Here is a 16,011-nt window from a genome sequence, read left to right on the forward strand (position 1 = left end):
CGAGGAGAACTTGTGCGTCCTTCGAAGCTCGCTGTCCTCGCTCTCGCCACCGCGTCCGTGATCGGCCTCCCCGCCGAACAGGCTTCCGCTCAGCCGCTGCCCTTCCCATTCGACACGGGAAGCCTCGGTTCGGGTAGCGACGGCCCGGGAATTCCCACGGAGGACACGCTTCCGGCGCTGACGGTCACTCCGATTCTCGACGGGCTCGACCATCCGTGGGACGCGGTGCAGGCCCCGGACGGCGCGGTCCTCACCGGTCAGCGGTCGGGCGGGTTCTTCGTCCGGCGTGCGGACGGAAGCACCGGCCCGGTCACCGCCGATCTCTCGGACCTGTACGCGCAGTCCGAGACCGGGTTGATGGGTATCGCACTCGCGACCAATTTCACGAACACGCGCACCCTGTACACGTGCCAGGGATTCCAGGGCGGTGGCGTCACCGACATCCGGATCCAGTCGTGGACCGTCGACGCCGGCTGGACGACCCTGACCCGCGGTGCCGCAATCCTGACCGGAATCCCTGTCAACGAGGGACGTCACGGCGGTTGCCGGATACTGACGGCCGCCGACGGCACCCTGTTCGTCGGCACCGGCGACACGGCGCAGCCGACCGTGTCGCAGGATCCGAACTCACTGGGCGGCAAGACTCTCCACATCAACACCGACGGCACCCCCGCAGCCGGAAATCCGGACCCCGCGAGCCCCGTCTACACCCTGGGGCACCGGAACGCGCAGGGTCTCGCGCAACAGCCCGGAACGGGCCGCATCTACGCCGTGGATCAGGGAACGACCCGCGACGACGAGGTGAACCTCCTGGTCGCGGGAGGGAACTACGGCTACAAGCCCGATCGGATCCCCGGCATCTACGACGAATCCGTGCCGATGACGGATCCGTCGCGCGTCCCGGGAGCCGTTGCCGCGGCATGGAGTTCGGGCAGCACGACCCTCGCAACCGGAAGTGCCGCCTTCGTGACCGGCCCCGGCTGGGGACCGTGGGACGGCGCACTCGTCATGGGCGGCCTCAAGACGAAACAACTGATCTTCCTGCGTCTCGCCGCGGACGGGCAGTCGGTGACGGCGCAGACGTTCGGCCTGCAGAACCAGTACGGTCGCCTCCGGTCGGTCACCCCGACCGCCGACGGTTCACTGCTCGTCACCACGGACAACGGTTCCACCGACCAGGTTCTCCGGGTCACCCCGCAGGGCTGACCTTCACACGTCAGAACCACGCGAGGGTCCGGCAGGGGCCGCCGGATCCTCCTGCGTGGGTGGGGGCACCGACCATGACGGTTGCGCCGGACGGTGGAACCTGCGACAGATTCGCGAGAGCTTCCACGGCGTACTTCCCGGCGCCGAGCGCCGCGAGATGTGCTCCGTATGTGGTGCTACGGCCCGCGTCGACACTGAGGGTGTCCGATCCCAACGCGACGATGTCGCGTTCCCGGACGAGGAACTCGACGGCGTCCGGGTCGAATCCGGGTGTGTGCTGCACACCCGTGTTGTCCTGGTTGGTGAACGTCGCGGGCTGAGCGGCGCGGCCGTCCCATCCCGAGTTCATCGCCACCATGCAACGGTCGGGGAGCGGGCCGTGATCGGACTCCCAGTCGAGGAGGTCCTGCCGGGTGAGCAGCGTGTCGTTGTCGGCTCGGGCCCGCACCGAGATGTCCACGACGGCGAGGGGAACCACCAGGTCGCGGGGCGGAATCTGCTCGACGGTGAGGCCGTCCACGCTTGCATGCGCCGGCGCGTCGACGTGCGTGCCGGTGTGCTCGTCGTAGCGGAGTTCGTTCTTGTAGAACGCACTGGGAGCGCCGATTGCGACGGAGCCGAGCAGAATCGGAGCGTTGCCGATCCGCGCCACCGTCCGCATCGCGAACTGCTGGGCGCCGGGCCACACGGGAAAGCTGGGAGTGAGCGCATGGGTGAGATCGACGACCGACGCCTCCGATGTCGGGGCAGCCGATGCCGTCGCCGGTGCGACCGCTGCCGCCAATGCTGCCGCGCCCACCGCTCCGAACAACGACCGTCGACTCATCGGGGCGCCGCGCTTCTCGATGGTTCCGTAGACGTGAGTCATGATGCGGGGCGAGCACATACGCGGCTCCTTCGCTGATCGGTCGCGGTTCGCTACATCATAAGGTTCGCCGCGCCGGTATCCCGGAGTGCGCACGCGCGACGTGGTCGATCGATACAGTCGAAGAGCCGGAACATGATTCCACGACGTGACGAAGGGTTGACCATGGCAACGAGGCACAGTCTCGGCACGATCGTCGGCACCTGCGCCGCAGCGGTGGCGCTCACCACAGCGTCCGCCGGCATCGCCGCCGCCGTACCGGATCCGGTGTCGGTGACCACGACGGCGTTCCAGATCCCGTTCACCGGGGTCATCGGTGATCCGTTTCCCTTCGCGACGGTGTCGCTTGCCGCCTCCACCGGCGCGAGTCCGGGACCGGGCGTCGCGCGGCTGTCGGCGACGAGCATGTGCCCGGCGTTCACCCCGGGAGCGAACTGCACGACGTACACCTCCGCCACCACGGTGCGGTGGCTCAATCTCAGCACGGGGGCAACCGGAACGGTGACCGTTCCGTCGGGCAGTTTCGGAGTGCCCGGCAGAGAACCGGTCGTCGACGTGCCCACAGGGTCGGGGCACGTGACGGCGACCGTCCTCGGCGAATCCTCGGCGACGATCGTTCCGGGCCTGGGGTACTTCTTCGTCCCCTGAGCGTCCTCGGGGCTCCCCGCCGCTGCTCCGCCCTCCGCACGAACGGGACGCTCGTTGCGCCAGATCGAACGAGCGTCCCGTTGGTTCAGTGGGACAGTTGCTTCCGGATCTCCTCGGCAGCACGCGCCCCGGAGGAGATTGCGCCGTCGATGTAGCCGTTCCAGATGCTCGCGGTCTCCGAGCCCGCCCAGTGGATGCGGTCCGCGGGAGCGCGCCAGCCGTCGTGCCCGTGAGCGAACCACGTTCCGGGGGTGGGACTCGCCGCATATCCGCCTCGCGCCCACTGGTCCTGCGGCCAGATCTTCTCGGTGTAGTCGACCGGTGACGCGGCGCGGTCGCCGAAGAGTTCGACGAGAGTGTCGATGATCGCGGTCCGGCGGTCGTCGTCGGAGAGCGCCGACCAGGACCGCTGGCGGTCGCCGTAGACAAAGCACACGAGCACACCGTGTCCGGCATCTTCGGGGGAGTTGTCGAACACGACGCCGACGGCGCGGTCGCCGTAGATCGTGGCCTGGCCGGACAGTCCGTCGGCACGCCAGAACGGGGTGTCGAAGACGGCGTGCACCTTGGCTACGTCGCCCATCGGGCTGCGTTCGACCCATCGGGTGCGCGAGACCGGCAGCGGGGGAGTGAACGTGACTCGCTGGGTGGCCGACGGTGGCAGTGCAATGACGACGGTGTCGGCGAGAATCGTTCCCCGGGTGGTCTCGATCCGCACGCCGTCGGTGGTGTGCTCGACGTGACGCACCGCCGTATTCACGTGGACCCGGTCGCCGAGATACTCTGCGACAGCCAGCGCCGTCGACTGTGCTCCGTCCCGGAATCGGCGCTCCTGCGCGCAGCCCTCGGTTTCCATCAGCTGGTCGAATCCGCCGGCCGATGCGACGTAGAACAGCAGATGGAACAGCGACAGATCGCGCGGCTCGATCGACCACACCCCCTCGACGGCGAGCGCGAGTCGCCGACGGGCGTCTTCGTTCGCGACGGTCCGCTCGACGTAGGAGTGGACGGTCTCGCTGTCCCACTTCTCGATGTCCGGAGTGGCCGTGGGGTCGTCGAGGTCGATGGTCCTCGCGAGTTCGTCGATGCGGTCGGCGGCAGCCAGGTATTCGTCCATGCCGGGGCCGTCGTCGGGACCGGCGCCGGTGTAGCGCCGCTGTGCACCGTCGGGCCACAGCTCGATGTGCTCGCCCGTGTTGTACGTGGGGAAGGTCGGGCGGTCGAAGCGTTCGGCGAGGGCGAGCAGATGCTTCTGGGTGGGGCCGACCCATTGCCCGCCGTGGTCGACGACGACACCGTCCCTTCGCCGTTCGGAGCACACCCTCCCGCCGACTCGGCCGGAACCCTCGAGAATCACGGTGTCGATGCCGTCGTCGTGCAGCGAGAGTGCGGCGGACAGGCCTGCGTACCCCGCGCCGACCACGACGGTCCGAACGTGGGCCGGTAGGGCAGTCGGGTGATCCTTCGTGTTCGTCATGACCAGCATCCTGTTCTTGATTGGCTCGCCAGTCAATACTCAATTCTGGTTTCCTGCGGGAGGATTCGAGGGTTGACACGCTGTGACCCGTGCCACAGACTATTGATAACTGGCCCGCCAATCAGAAATGGGGATCGCGTGGACGACGCATTCGAACAGGAACTCGAGAGGCGATTGCTCCTCCTGGAATCCCCCGACGGCGGCGGGATGATCCTGCCCGACCTTCCGTGGCGGGACGTCGCGGCGGCGATCGTCGCGATCGTCGCCACGATCACCGTCATGCTCTGGTGGGCGTACTGATGCTGGACGGGCAGCGGCAGGACCGCACCACGGAACTGGGAAGTACAGGCGGGACCGGCGACGACGGCACGGACGCCACGATGAACGAACTGCCGTTGTTGCCGGCGGAGCGGATCTGGGGCTTCTGGGACTACTCGGCGGTCAACATCGGCTTGGCCGTGGCGACCTGGGCGTTTCTGCAGGGCGCCGCCGTCGCGTACTACGTCGGCGCGGTACAGGCGATCGCGAGCATCGTCATCGGCTACGCGATCAGCGTCTTCCTCGTGTCGCTCGCGCCGTGCCTGCCGTCGGCGAAGTACGGCATCGAGCAGTTCGTCGGCCTGCGCAGCGTATTCGGCAGCAACGGCGCCCGAATCGTGATGGTCGTGATGTCCACGCTCTTCGCGGCGGCGTGGTCGGCCGTTCTGGCCATCATGTTCGGGCACGGCCTGGTGAACGTCATCGACAACGTCTTCGGGGTCGAGATCTCCCAGACCGGTGCGGCAGTGAGCCTGTTGGGGCTGGTGGCGGTGGTCCTGTCCTGGCTCGTCCTCGCCCGGGGGCCGGTCTCGGTCGAGTCGGTGTGCCGGGTGATCGCACCCGTCCTCGTGCTCATCATCGTCGGGATCCTGGTCATGGTGTTCACCAAGCGATCCTGGTCCGAACTGGCCAGTCTCCCGCCGCTCGACCCGGAGAGCGACCCGCACACCAGTTTCATGGTCGCGATCGAACTGAACATCGCCGGCGGGTTCGCGTGGTGGCCGAACGTCGGAAACCTGGCGCGGCTCACCCGGGGTCCGCGTGCGGCGTTCTGGCCGAACTGGCTCGGACTCTTCGCCGCGTCCGTGGCCGCGGCGGTCGTCGGTGTCTTCGCGGCGCTGGCGCTGAACCTCGAAGATCCGACGGAGTGGATGATCCCGCTCGCCGGAGTCGTGCTGGGCGTCCTGGCCCTGATCGTCATCGGTTTCGCCAACGTCACCGCCATCCTCTCCCAGGGGTACGCCTCCATGGTGGCGCTCAAGGGCGGTGGCGGGAAGCTGCTCCGCGGCACGCCCTGGCCGGTGCTGGTGGCATTCATCCTCGGACCCGCTGCGATCCTCGTCTTCTTCCCCTCGGCCGTCTACGACAACTACGGTCGATTCCTGTCCTGGGGTGCGATTCTCGTGGCGCCGCTGTGCGCCGTGCAGATAGTCGACTTCTTCCTGTTGCGCCGGGGTGTCCTGCGGATTCGCGACCTGTACCTGCCCAGTGCGCGCTCCTGCTACGGGTACTGGGGTGGTGTGAACGCCTTCGCGTTCGCCTCCGTGGCGGCCGGCGCGGCGACGTACGCTCTGCTGCTCAATCCGGTCACCTACATTCCGTCCTCGCTCTTTCCGTACACCACCGCCTCGATTCCGGCGTTCCTCGTCGCCGGCACGCTCCATGTCGTGTTGACCAAGACGTTCGTGCAGCCGCTCGGACTCGGCGGCTACGACCGCCGGCCGCGCGTCGCCGCGGGCGTCGAAAGGTGAAAGATATGACGTCACAGCTCTTTCCCCACCTGTTCTCCCCGCTCCGCATCGGGAACGTGACGCTCGCGAACCGCATCGTGTCTTCCGGGCACGACACCGTTCTCGTGCAACAGGGGAAGGTGACCGACGAACTGGTCGCCTACCACGAAGCCCGCGCCGCCGGTGGTGTCGGCATGATCGTGGTCCAGGTCGCAGGCGTTCACGAGACCGCCCGCTACACATCCCACGTGCTGATGGCGACGGACGACGACTGCATCCCTGGGTACCGCCGCATCGCCGACGTCTGTCACCGCCACGAGTGTGTCGTCGTCGGGCAGATCTTCCATCCCGGCCGGGAGATCCTGGAGTCGCAGGACGGGTCCACTCCCGTCGCGCTGGCACCGTCCGCCGTGCCGAGCGAACGCTTCCACGTGATGCCGAGAGCGATGACGGCGGGCGAGATCGACGCGGTCGTGCGGGGGTACGGCGACGCTGCACGGAGACTACAGCGCGCCGGACTCGACGGCGTCGAGATCGTCGCGAGCCACGGCTATCTACCGGCACAGTTCCTCAACCCCCGCACCAACCTCCGCACGGACGAGTACGGCGGGTCGGCGGAGAATCGCCAGCGATTCCTCCGCGCCGCACTCGCGGCCGTCCGTGCGGCGGTCGGCCGCGACTTCGTGGTCGGGATGAGGATTTCCGGCGACGAGATGGGCAACGACGGACTGCGGCCGGACGAATCCCAGGCGGTGTGCGCGTCGCTGGACGCGGACGGACTGCTCGATTACGTCAGTGTGTGCGCCGGGAGTTCGTCGAGTCTGTCGGGCGCGGTGCACATCGCCGCCCCGATGACCGAGTCCGCCGCCTACACCGCTCCGCTGGCCGCGGCCGTCAAATCGGTGGTCCGGGTTCCGGTGATCGTGGCGGGAAGGATCAATCAACCGCACGAGGGAGACACGGTGATCGCGCAGGGGCAGGCCGACGCGTGCGCGATGACCCGCGCCCTCATCTGCGACCCCGCGATGCCCGCGAAAGCCGAACGCAGCGAAGTCGATTCGATTCGCGCGTGCATCGGCTGCAATCAGGCGTGCATGGGGCATTTCCAGCGAGGGTGCGCGATCTCGTGCATCCAGCATCCGGAGACCGGCCGCGAAGTGCGTTTCGGAACTCTGCAGATCACACGCCGGCCGAAGAGCGTCATGGTGATCGGCGGCGGACCAGGTGGGCTGAAAGCGGCCGCGGTGGCCGCGGAGCGTGGGCACCGGGTGACCCTGTACGAGGCGGCGCCCCGGGTGGGAGGCCAGGTGCTGCTGGCCGAACTGCTGCCGGGCAGGAGCGAGTTCGGTGGCGCCGTCACCAACCTGGAGGGGGAGGCACGCCGGGCGGGTGTGCGGTTCGTGACCGGGACGACGGTCGACCCCGGACTGGTCAGGTCGGAACAACCCGACGAGCTGATCGTCGCGACCGGTGCGAGGCCGTTCCGCCCCGGGATCGAGACGCTCGACGAGCCCCATATGGTGGAGGCGTGGGACGTGATCCGCGGGCGCACACTCCCCGCCGGCAGGGTCCTCGTCGCCGATTGGCGCGGCGACTGGATCGGGCTGGGTGTCGCGAACCACCTCGCCCGGCTCGGCCACCGCGTCACACTCGCGGTCACCGGATACGCTGCGGGCGAACACCTCCAGCAGTACGTGCGGAACGCGATGGTGGCCGCGGCGGTGGAGGCGAAGGTCGAGATCCTTCCCAACGTCCGCTTGCGCGGCGCGGACGACGACACGGCCTATCTGCAGCACACGCTCACCGAACGGCCCGTGCTGGTCGACGGCGTCAGCGCAGTCGTTCTCGCCCAGGGACATGCGTCGGTCACCGATCTGCTGGAGGTCGACGGGTTCCCGCGGGAGCGGATCCATGCCGTCGGTGACTGCCTGTCGCCACGCACCGTGGAAGAAGCTGTGCTGGAAGGGCTCACCGTCGCATCGGCGCTCTGACGGTTACTTGGCGGTGCGTTTGCGGGCGGTCGACGCGACCCGGTGCTTGTCGACGGTGATGGCGTCGATGAAGTCGTCGCACACCGCCCGCATCCGCGTCGGAGTCATCAGGGTGGAACCGGTGAGCACCTGGATCGCGAGGCCGTCGAGAAGGCCGAGGAGCATGTCGGTGGCGGCCCCGGGATCCTTCACCCGCAGAGCGCCCTGCTCGACACCGGCCTCGACGGTCTCCCGGACCACCCCGCGCCACTCTCCGTACACGGTGTCGTTGAGCTCCTGGAGTTCGACGTTGCCGAGCGCGGACGCCCACAGCTCCACCCACACCCGCCAGGCCGTGATCGTCTCCGGCCCGGCGGGCAGGTACGACTCCACGAGCCGGTGGAGCCGCACGAGCGGGACGTCGCTCTTCTCCATGATCCATCGCCGTCGTTCCAGCGAGTGCTCGAAGTTGAACTGGAACGCCGCATGCAGCAGCGCATCCTTGGAATCGAAGTAGTAGTGGATCGTCCCGTTGCTCACCCCGGCCCGTGTCGCGACGTCGGCGATCCGGACGGCGCGGAAGCCGAGCTCGGCGATGGCTTCACACGTCGCTTGAAGGATCTGTTCTCGACGTTCCGCTTCAACGCTGGGGCGTGGCATCGCGCTCTCAACTCCTAGGATGTGACGTCTCGTCTACAGAGACCGTAGTCGAGAGTTCGGCCGAACCAGCGTAGCCGTCACCCCTGCTGCGTTGCCCTGCTGTTCTCACGGATGTGCAGGAGGGTCGGACGATCCGCGTCGAACGCCGCCGTGATCGCGTCCGTCAGCGCCGCGGGGGACTCGACGGCTCGTCCGTGACATCCCATCGCCCGCGCCACGGCGGGGAAGTCGATGCCGCCGAGGGCTACCGAGTGGACGGTGTCGCCGCGGTCCGCCATCTCGTTGCGGATCTCGCCGTAACCGCCGTTGTCGACGACGACGATGGGCAGCGGCAATCGAAGCTGCGCCGCGGTCGCGAGCTCGGGAAGGGTGAACATCACCCCGCCGTCGCCGAGGATCGCCAGGACCCGCGCGTCCGGGTCGGCGACGGACGCGCCGATCGCCGCGGGCAGACCGTATCCCAGCGTCCCCTGTCCCGTCGGGTACAGGAATCCGCCGGGGCGGTGCACGGTGAGGTTCGACAGCGCACCGTAATAGCAGGCCATCGTGCTGTCCCCGGCGATCACCGTGGATTCGTCGACGACCGGTGCGATGGCGGTCATCATGTCCAGCCACGGAGCGCCCTCGGCGGCGGCATCGGCACGCAGTCCCCGTCGGAGCGACGCGGCCCGCTCGCAGGCGCCGGGATCCTCCCGCATCTTCGTGACGTCGAGCAGTTGCGACACCGTGGTCCCGGCATCGCCCAGCAGGCGGATGGCGGGATCGGCGTTCGTGGTCATCGACGTCGGGTCGACGTCGATGCGAATCAGCTTGTGGTCCAGTTCGACCGGGCCGTACCAGAAATCGGAGGGTGCGAACTCCGTCCCGATCGCGAGAACGCAGTCGGCGGCCTCGAGCACGGCGCGGACCGACGGATGGTGAACGCCGGCTCCCACCGACAGTGGGTGGTCGTCGTCGAGGACTCCCTTCCCGTTGGTCGTCGTGACCACGGGAGCGGACAGACGTTCGGCGAGGGCGCGGACCTGCGGCGCCGCCGAGCGGGCCCCGCCGCCCACGACCAGCACGGGAGACTGTGCGGCGGCGAGACGCTGTGCCGCGTCGGTCACCGCGTGCTGGGGAGCGGCGAGCGGAGCGGACTGGACCGGTGCCACGATCCGGACGTCGCCTTCCGCGTCGAGGATGTCGACGGGGATCTCGATGTGCACCGGTCGCGGTCTGCCGGAGCTCATGGCGGCGAAGGCGTAGGTGATTGCGCGGGGGATCTCGGCGACACTGGTGACCCGGTGGCTGTAGGACACGATCGCCTCGAGCGCGGCCTGCTGATTCTTCACCTCGTGGAGGTAGCCGTTTCCCCTCCCCGGGTGGGTGAGTGGCAGGGCCGGTGAGATGAAGAGAACCGGGACCGAATCCGACCACGCCTGCGCCGCTGCGGCAGCGGCATTGAGGATGGCGGGGCCGGTGGTGGTCAGGCACACGCCGGGTTTGCCCGTCACGCGGGCATATCCGTCGGCGGCGTAGCCGGCTCCCTGCTCGTGCCGGGTCAGGACGGAGCGGATCGGCGAGTCGGCCAAGGCGGCGTAGACGGCGAGGTTGTGGGTGCCCGGAATTCCGAAGACCGTGTCGACTCCGTGTGCGGCGAGAGCCGCGACGAGTGCCTGGCCGCCGTTCTGGCTTGTCATCGATGCCCTCCCATGGGCTGTGCAGTGTTCGTGTGCGGATGGTGCGCGGGTACCCGGGCGGGTGCGGGGCGAAGGCGTCTCCGCGTCCCGCACCCGCGCGGCTCAGTCCAGGTTCCGGGAAATGACGAGCTTCATGATGTCGGACGTGCCTTCCTCGATCTCCTCCAGTTTCACGTCGCGCATCCACTGCTCGACGGGGTACTCGCGGGAATAGCCCCAACCGCCGAGCGTCTGTACCGCGGCGTGCGTGACGAACATGGCGGTTTCGGACGCGGTCAGTTTCGCCATGGCGGCGATGCCCCGGGCGTTGCCGCCGCTGTCGATGATGCGGGCGGCGTGATGGACGAGCAGCCGGGCGGATTCGATCCGCGTCGCCATGTCTGCCAGCCGGAACGCGACGGCCTGATGCTCGATGATCGGCACCCCGAACTGCTTCCGTGTCTTGGCGTAGTCGAGGGCGTACTCGTAGGCGGCCCGGGCGGCGCCGACGGCGGCCGCCCCGAGCACGACCCGGGAGATGTCGAATGTGCCCATCAGACCGTAGAAACCCTGTCCTTCCTCGCCGAGACGATTCTCCTCGGGGACGAACACGTTGTCGAAGAAGATCTCCCGGCACACGATCGCGCGCTGTCCCATCTTCTTCATCGGCTCACCGAAGGTCATTCCCTCGGCGCCCTTCTCGAGGAGGAACGCGGAGACGCCACCGGACCGCTGCGTGCGGTCGGTCTTGGCGAACACGACGTAGAATTGGGCGGCGCCGGCGTTGGAGATCCACGCCTTCTGCCCGCTTAGCCGGTAGCCGCCGTCGACACGCTCGGCCGTGGTGACGATCGACGCCGCATCCGAGCCGGATCCCGGTTCGGTGGTGGCCAGCGAGGTCATCGGAGCGTTCGGACCGGTGAGGGGGCCGAGCCACTGCTTCTTCTGCTCCTCGGTGCCGAGCACCATGATCGGATCGGAGAAGAAGCCGTTGGAGCACACGAGGTTTCCGATGCCGGGGTCACCCCAGCACAGTTCCTCCTGCACCAGGCACTGGGTGAAGACGTCGCCCATTCCGCCTCCGCCGAACTCCTCGGGGATCATGAAGTCGGTGATGCCCACCGCGGCGGCCTTGGCGAAGATGTCGACGGGCGTCACGACATCCGCCTCGTCGACCTCCCGGCCGCGGGGCCGGATCTCCTTCTGCGCGAAGTCCCGGCACAGCTCGATGATCTGCTTCTGCTCGTCGGTCAGGGGCCAGGCGGGGATGTTGGTGGTGGTCATATCGCGGTTCCTTCGCTTCGAATACGGTTGTGTCTGTGTGGGACTGGGGTGTGGGGTGCGTCGGGTCAGCGCTGCACCGCCGTCAGCTCGGTGAACTCCTCGACGCCGAACCGGCCGAGCTCCCGGCCCAGGCCGGAGGACTTCCAGCCGCCGAACGGGGCCTCGGGGTTGAACGGGGCGCCGTTGATGTCGACCTGACCGGTGTCCATCCGGGCCGCGACGCCCAGGGCCCGTTCCGGGTCGGCCGACCACACGGCGCCGCCGAGCCCGTAGTCGCTGTCGTTGGCGAGCCGGATCGCGTCCTCGTCGCCGTCGTGCGGGAGGACGACCAGCACCGGCCCGAAGATCTCGTTGCGCACGATCGGGTCGTGCGGTCCGACGTCGGCGAGCACGGTCGGCCGCAGGTAGTGGCCCGTTTCGAGGCCTGCGGGCACACCGGAACCTCCCGCTGCCAGACGGGCCCCGCCGGCGACCGCCGCGTCGACCGCCTCCGCGATCGATCGTCGCTGCGCAGCCGAGATCACCGGGCCGAGTTGCGTCGCGCGATCCCGGGGATCACCCACCCGCAACGTGCGGGCGTGAACGGCGGCGAGTTCGACCGCCTCCTCGTACCGTGTGCGCGGCACGAGCAGACGAGTCCACGCGCTGCACGTCTGACCCGAGTTGAGCATGGCGGCGTCGACGGTCGCGGTGACCGCCGCCGGCAGTGGGGCATCGCCGAGCACCACGGAGGCCGACTTGCCGCCGAGTTCGAGGCACGCGCGTTTCAGGGATTCGGCGGCGGCGTGCGCGACGTCCCTGCCGACGGCGGTGGAGCCGGTGAAGGACACCACATCGACCCCGGGATGCGCGGCCAGCGCGGCCCCCACCGTTCGACCGCTGCCCGGAACCAGGTTCAGAACCCCGGGCGGAACGCCGGCATCGAGTGCGGCGTCGGCGAAAAGGTAGGTGGACAGTGGGGTGAGTTCGGCCGGCTTGACGACGGTGGTGCATCCCGCCGCGAGAGCCGCTCCCACCTTGGCCGCGAGCTGGTAGAAGGGGTAGTTCCACGGCGTGATGCACGCGACGACACCCGCGGGGCGGCGCAACAGCAGCGTCCGGCCCAGCCGTTCCCGGAAGGGAAGGTCCCTGGCGAGCCGCGCATACGATGTGAGGATCTCGATACCGAGGTCGATGTGCGCTTCCTCGGCCACGGTCACCGGGGCTCCCACTTCCGCGACGGTGGTGTCGAGGAGGAGCTGCCTCCGCGCACGCAGGTGGGTGCACAGGTCGTCGAGGATGTCGGCGCGATCCCCGGGAGCGCGTGCACCCCACGCTGTTCCGGCGGAACGTGCCGCCGAGACGGCCGCGTCGACGTGGTCGGCACCGGCCGACGCCGACCGGCCGATCACGGACTCGGTGGCCGGGTCGTGCACCTGCGTGCAGTCGGTGACGGGAATCCAGTCCCCGCCGACGAGGATCGAGTTGCGGTCCCACGTGGTGTGAATCGTGGTGGTCATCGGGCCGCCGCTCGCGAGTCCGTGTACACGGACTTGCCGAGCCATTGGCCGCCGTCGGTGACGAGGACCTCGCCGGTGACGTAGCCGGAGCGGTCGCTGAGCAGGAAGGCCGCGGATTCGGCGACTTCCTCCGGCGTCGTGAAGCGAGCAGCCGGGACACTCGACAGCACTCGGGCGCGATCCTGCTCGGTGGGCCACAGGGCCGCCCCGGCTCCCTCGGTTTCGGTCGGTCCCGGTGCGATGCAGTTGATCCGGACGCCCCGTCCGCCCCATTCCACGGCCAGCGTGCGCGTCATCGCGACGACACCCGCCTTGGCTGCCGCACTGTGGACGGTGCCGGGATGACCGTGCCACGCGTAGCTGGCGATGGTGTTGAGGATGGTGCCGCGACCGGTCGCCAGCATGTGGCGGCCCGCCGCGCGGGTGCAGTAGAACGTGCCGTTCAGGACGATGTCCACGACGGCCTTCCACCCGCCCGGCGAGAGGTCCTCGCTGGGAACCACGAAGTTGCCTGCGGCGTTGTTGACGAGCGCGTCGAGGCGGCCGTAGCGATCGACCACTCCGTCGATTGCGGCGTCCACGGCGTCGGAATCCCGCACGTCGCACACCACGGCCCGGGCTTTCCCGCCGATCTGCTCGGCCGCCCGGACGGTGTCCTCGAGCGCGTTCTGCCTGCGGCCGAAGACGACGACGGTGCCGCCCGCGGCCGCCCACCGCATCGCGACGGCGCGTCCGATTCCGGAGCCGCCACCCGTGACGACGGCGACGCGGTCCTGGAATTCGTCGGCGGTGTTCGGGACGAGGCCGGGGGAGTGGGTCTCGGTCATCGCATGTTCTCCTGTGCTGTCTCGGGATGCGGGTTCACGGGGCTGGGGCCGGTTCGGCGGCCACGACGAGCGCGTCGACGGTGAGCGCTCCGTCCGGGGCGACGCGGACCGGATTCAATTCGATCTCGGCGATGTCGGACCGTTCCGCGATCAACCGGGACACCCGCGTGATCACGTCGACCACGCCGTCGACGGACACCGCGGGGCGTCCCCGCCACCCGCGGAGAAGCGGCATGCAGCGGAGGCGTTCGAGCATCGCGAGGGCATCGCCAGGTCCGACGGGGGCCGATTCGAGACAGATGTCTTGGAGCACTTCGGTTTCGGTGCCGCCGGCGCCCACCACGATCACCGGACCGAGGTCGGGATCACGGCGCGCGCCGACCAGGATCTCCACGGTGCCCGCCCGGGTGTCCTGCTCCTCGAGCACGTAGTCGCCGTCGCCGAGTCGTGAGTGCATGTTCGCGAAGGTGCGCGCCAGTTGTTCGGGTCCGTCGATGCCGACCGCGACGCCGCCCGCCTCGCTCTTGTGCTCGAGCCAACTCGCCTTGAGGACGAACGGGGCCCGCAGACGGCCGGCCACTTCGATCGCCTCCTCGCGGGTGTGCACGATGCCGCCGTCGGGGAAAGCGACACCGAGTTCGGTGAGGAGTTCACGCGCGGCCCAGTATCCGGGCCGGAGTCCGCCCCGTGGAACGGGCCAGGAGAGGACGTGATTCGACGGTTGCGGCGGTTGCAGGCGGGACAGCCCGGACAGGGCGCGGACCGCGGAGTCGACCGTGTCGAACACGGGGACGCCGTGCCGCCACAACGCCTGTGCGGTGCTCGATTCCGGAGCCATGGTGTGGACGACGACGGGTTTGCCGGTCTCCGCGGACGCCCGGCCGATCCGTTCGGCCACGGCCGCTTCGTGTTCGGCGAGAGTGGGCGCGTCCCGCGCGTAGCAGCCGAAATACCCGGTGAGCACCACGGCGTCCGACTCGTCGGCACGGAGGAGATGTTCGACGACGCTCGCGTAACTTCCCAGATCCTGCTCGCCCGCCCCGGCGAGGTCCACCGGGTTGTTGCTGGCCGCACCGTTCGGTAGTTGCAGGGCAACGGATTCGGCGAGCGCGGGGGAGAAGTCGGGAACGGTCAAGGCGCTCGCGCTCGTCACGTCCGCGGCGATCGCGCACTGCCCGCCGCTGTCGCCGACGATGGCGACGCGGTTGCCGGCGGGAACGGTGGTGGAGAGGAATGCCCGGGCGACGGTGATCAACTCGTCGGGGGTGCTCACGCGGAGCACTCCCGCTGCGCGGCACGCGGCGTCGACGACATCCAGGGCAGAGGTGAGCGAGCCCGTGTGGGAGCGCGCCAGACGCGTGCTCGCGGCGCTGGCGCCGACCGTCAGCAGCAGGGTCGGTCGTCCGGTGTCGCGCAGGGCGCGCAACGTCCGGAACAGGGATTCACCGTCGCTGAAGCTTTCGAGGTACAGGGCGATCACGCGCGTCGGGTCGTGGCCGCCGAGATCGGCGAGCAGTTCGGCGGCGGTGACGTCGGACTGGTTACCGATGGAGACGAACCGGGAGACGCCCACGCCGTGCCGGGCGCCGAGCGCGGCGAGTTCGGAGCCGAGCTGCCCGCTCTGCGAGATGATCGCGAGCGGCCCCGGTGTGAACCGTCCCCACGCCAGCGAGAGGTCGGTGGCGCTGTCGTAGATGCCGAGACTGTTGGTGCCGACGAGTCGTGCTCCGGCACTTCGGATCCGGGCCGCGAGTTCGGTTTCGCCGGGAACGCCTGCGGTGATGCCGAGGAACCCGCGGACGCCGAGTGCGAGGGCCTCGTCCACTACGTCCGAGACGAACGGCGCAGGCACACAGAGAGCGACCAGGTCGGGGACCTCGGGGAGGGCCGACAGGCTCGGGTGGCACTGGCGTTCGAGCAGGGTGTCGGTTCTCCTGTTGACCAGATGGACTCGGCGGCGGTGCTCGCCGGTCAGGGCGCCACTCGCCAGCCAGTAACCCCACTTCGCGGGATCGGCGGAGGCGCCGACGACGGCCACCGAGGCGGGGTCGGAGAACAGGCTCAGTTGTGTGACGGACTCGGCCACCACAGTGGTCATAGGGGACTCTCCTCGATCTCGTGGTGCTGTCGATCGGAAAATAGATAACT

Annotated in this window: 13 protein-coding genes; 5 read left to right on the top strand and 8 right to left on the bottom strand. The window is 68.9% G+C overall.

Going from position 1 to position 16,011, the window contains the following annotated elements; translation table 11 throughout:
- The first annotated feature begins 12 nt into the window (after positions 1–12).
- Positions 13–1,206: a PQQ-dependent sugar dehydrogenase gene (locus ACLIVD_RS10350; RefSeq protein ID WP_491932421.1), complete on the top strand. Its 1,194-nt coding sequence runs from the start codon at positions 13–15 to the stop codon at positions 1,204–1,206.
- A gap of 10 nt (positions 1,207–1,216) precedes the next feature.
- Here the strand turns inward: ACLIVD_RS10350 and ACLIVD_RS10355 are convergent, their stop codons facing one another.
- Positions 1,217–2,092, bottom strand: a complete 876-nt coding sequence (locus ACLIVD_RS10355) for a cyclase family protein (RefSeq protein ID WP_491932422.1) — start codon at positions 2,090–2,092, stop codon at positions 1,217–1,219.
- A 144-nt stretch (positions 2,093–2,236) separates the two neighbouring features.
- Here ACLIVD_RS10355 and ACLIVD_RS10360 point away from each other — a divergent pair, with 144 nt between their 5' ends.
- Positions 2,237–2,719, top strand: coding sequence for a hypothetical protein (locus tag ACLIVD_RS10360; RefSeq protein ID WP_283331472.1), 483 nt, complete (start codon positions 2,237–2,239; stop codon positions 2,717–2,719).
- A gap of 85 nt (positions 2,720–2,804) precedes the next feature.
- Here the strand turns inward: ACLIVD_RS10360 and ACLIVD_RS10365 are convergent, their stop codons facing one another.
- Positions 2,805–4,205 carry a flavin monoamine oxidase family protein gene (locus ACLIVD_RS10365; protein ID WP_418342257.1) on the bottom strand — a complete coding sequence of 467 codons (1,401 nt, stop codon included), beginning with the start codon at positions 4,203–4,205 and terminating at the stop codon, positions 2,805–2,807.
- 129 nt (positions 4,206–4,334) lie between these two features.
- Between ACLIVD_RS10365 and ACLIVD_RS10370 the strand changes: the two genes are divergently transcribed.
- Genes ACLIVD_RS10370 through ACLIVD_RS10380 form a run of 3 tightly spaced genes read left to right on the top strand, consistent with a single transcriptional unit; the run spans position 4,335 to position 7,956 of the window.
- The gene (locus tag ACLIVD_RS10370; RefSeq protein WP_491932423.1) at positions 4,335–4,496 is read left to right on the top strand and encodes a hypothetical protein; all 162 of its coding nucleotides are present in this window, start codon (positions 4,335–4,337) and stop codon (positions 4,494–4,496) included.
- Positions 4,496–5,986: a cytosine permease gene (locus ACLIVD_RS10375; protein ID WP_280781610.1), complete on the top strand. Its 1,491-nt coding sequence runs from the start codon at positions 4,496–4,498 to the stop codon at positions 5,984–5,986. The genes ACLIVD_RS10370 and ACLIVD_RS10375 overlap by 1 nt, the downstream gene beginning before the upstream one ends.
- Before the next feature lie 5 nt (positions 5,987–5,991).
- Positions 5,992–7,956 carry an oxidoreductase gene (locus tag ACLIVD_RS10380; protein WP_491932424.1) on the top strand — a complete coding sequence of 655 codons (1,965 nt, stop codon included), beginning with the start codon at positions 5,992–5,994 and terminating at the stop codon, positions 7,954–7,956.
- 3 nt (positions 7,957–7,959) lie between these two features.
- On the opposite strand, the gene ACLIVD_RS10385 is transcribed toward ACLIVD_RS10380, so the two are convergent.
- From ACLIVD_RS10385 to ACLIVD_RS10410, 6 genes are all read right to left on the bottom strand, one after another.
- Positions 7,960–8,595, bottom strand: coding sequence for a TetR/AcrR family transcriptional regulator (locus tag ACLIVD_RS10385; protein WP_105413268.1), 636 nt, complete (start codon positions 8,593–8,595; stop codon positions 7,960–7,962).
- A 77-nt stretch (positions 8,596–8,672) separates the two neighbouring features.
- Complete coding sequence (locus ACLIVD_RS10390; protein ID WP_491932425.1) at positions 8,673–10,274, bottom strand: thiamine pyrophosphate-binding protein; 1,602 nt, start codon at positions 10,272–10,274, stop codon at positions 8,673–8,675.
- Between the two features lie 102 nt (positions 10,275–10,376).
- Positions 10,377–11,537: an acyl-CoA dehydrogenase family protein gene (locus ACLIVD_RS10395; protein ID WP_128639358.1), complete on the bottom strand. Its 1,161-nt coding sequence runs from the start codon at positions 11,535–11,537 to the stop codon at positions 10,377–10,379.
- 65 nt (positions 11,538–11,602) lie between these two features.
- Entirely contained in the window at positions 11,603–13,036 is a 1,434-nt protein-coding gene (locus ACLIVD_RS10400; protein ID WP_491932427.1) for an aldehyde dehydrogenase family protein, read from the bottom strand.
- Positions 13,033–13,863, bottom strand: coding sequence for an SDR family oxidoreductase (locus ACLIVD_RS10405; protein ID WP_491932428.1), 831 nt, complete (start codon positions 13,861–13,863; stop codon positions 13,033–13,035). The genes ACLIVD_RS10400 and ACLIVD_RS10405 overlap by 4 nt, the downstream gene beginning before the upstream one ends.
- A gap of 34 nt (positions 13,864–13,897) precedes the next feature.
- Positions 13,898–15,961: an acetate--CoA ligase family protein gene (locus ACLIVD_RS10410; protein WP_317568135.1), complete on the bottom strand. Its 2,064-nt coding sequence runs from the start codon at positions 15,959–15,961 to the stop codon at positions 13,898–13,900.
- Positions 15,962–16,011 lie beyond the last annotated feature (50 nt).

This window comes from Rhodococcus sp. G6(2025) (assembly GCF_058628105.1).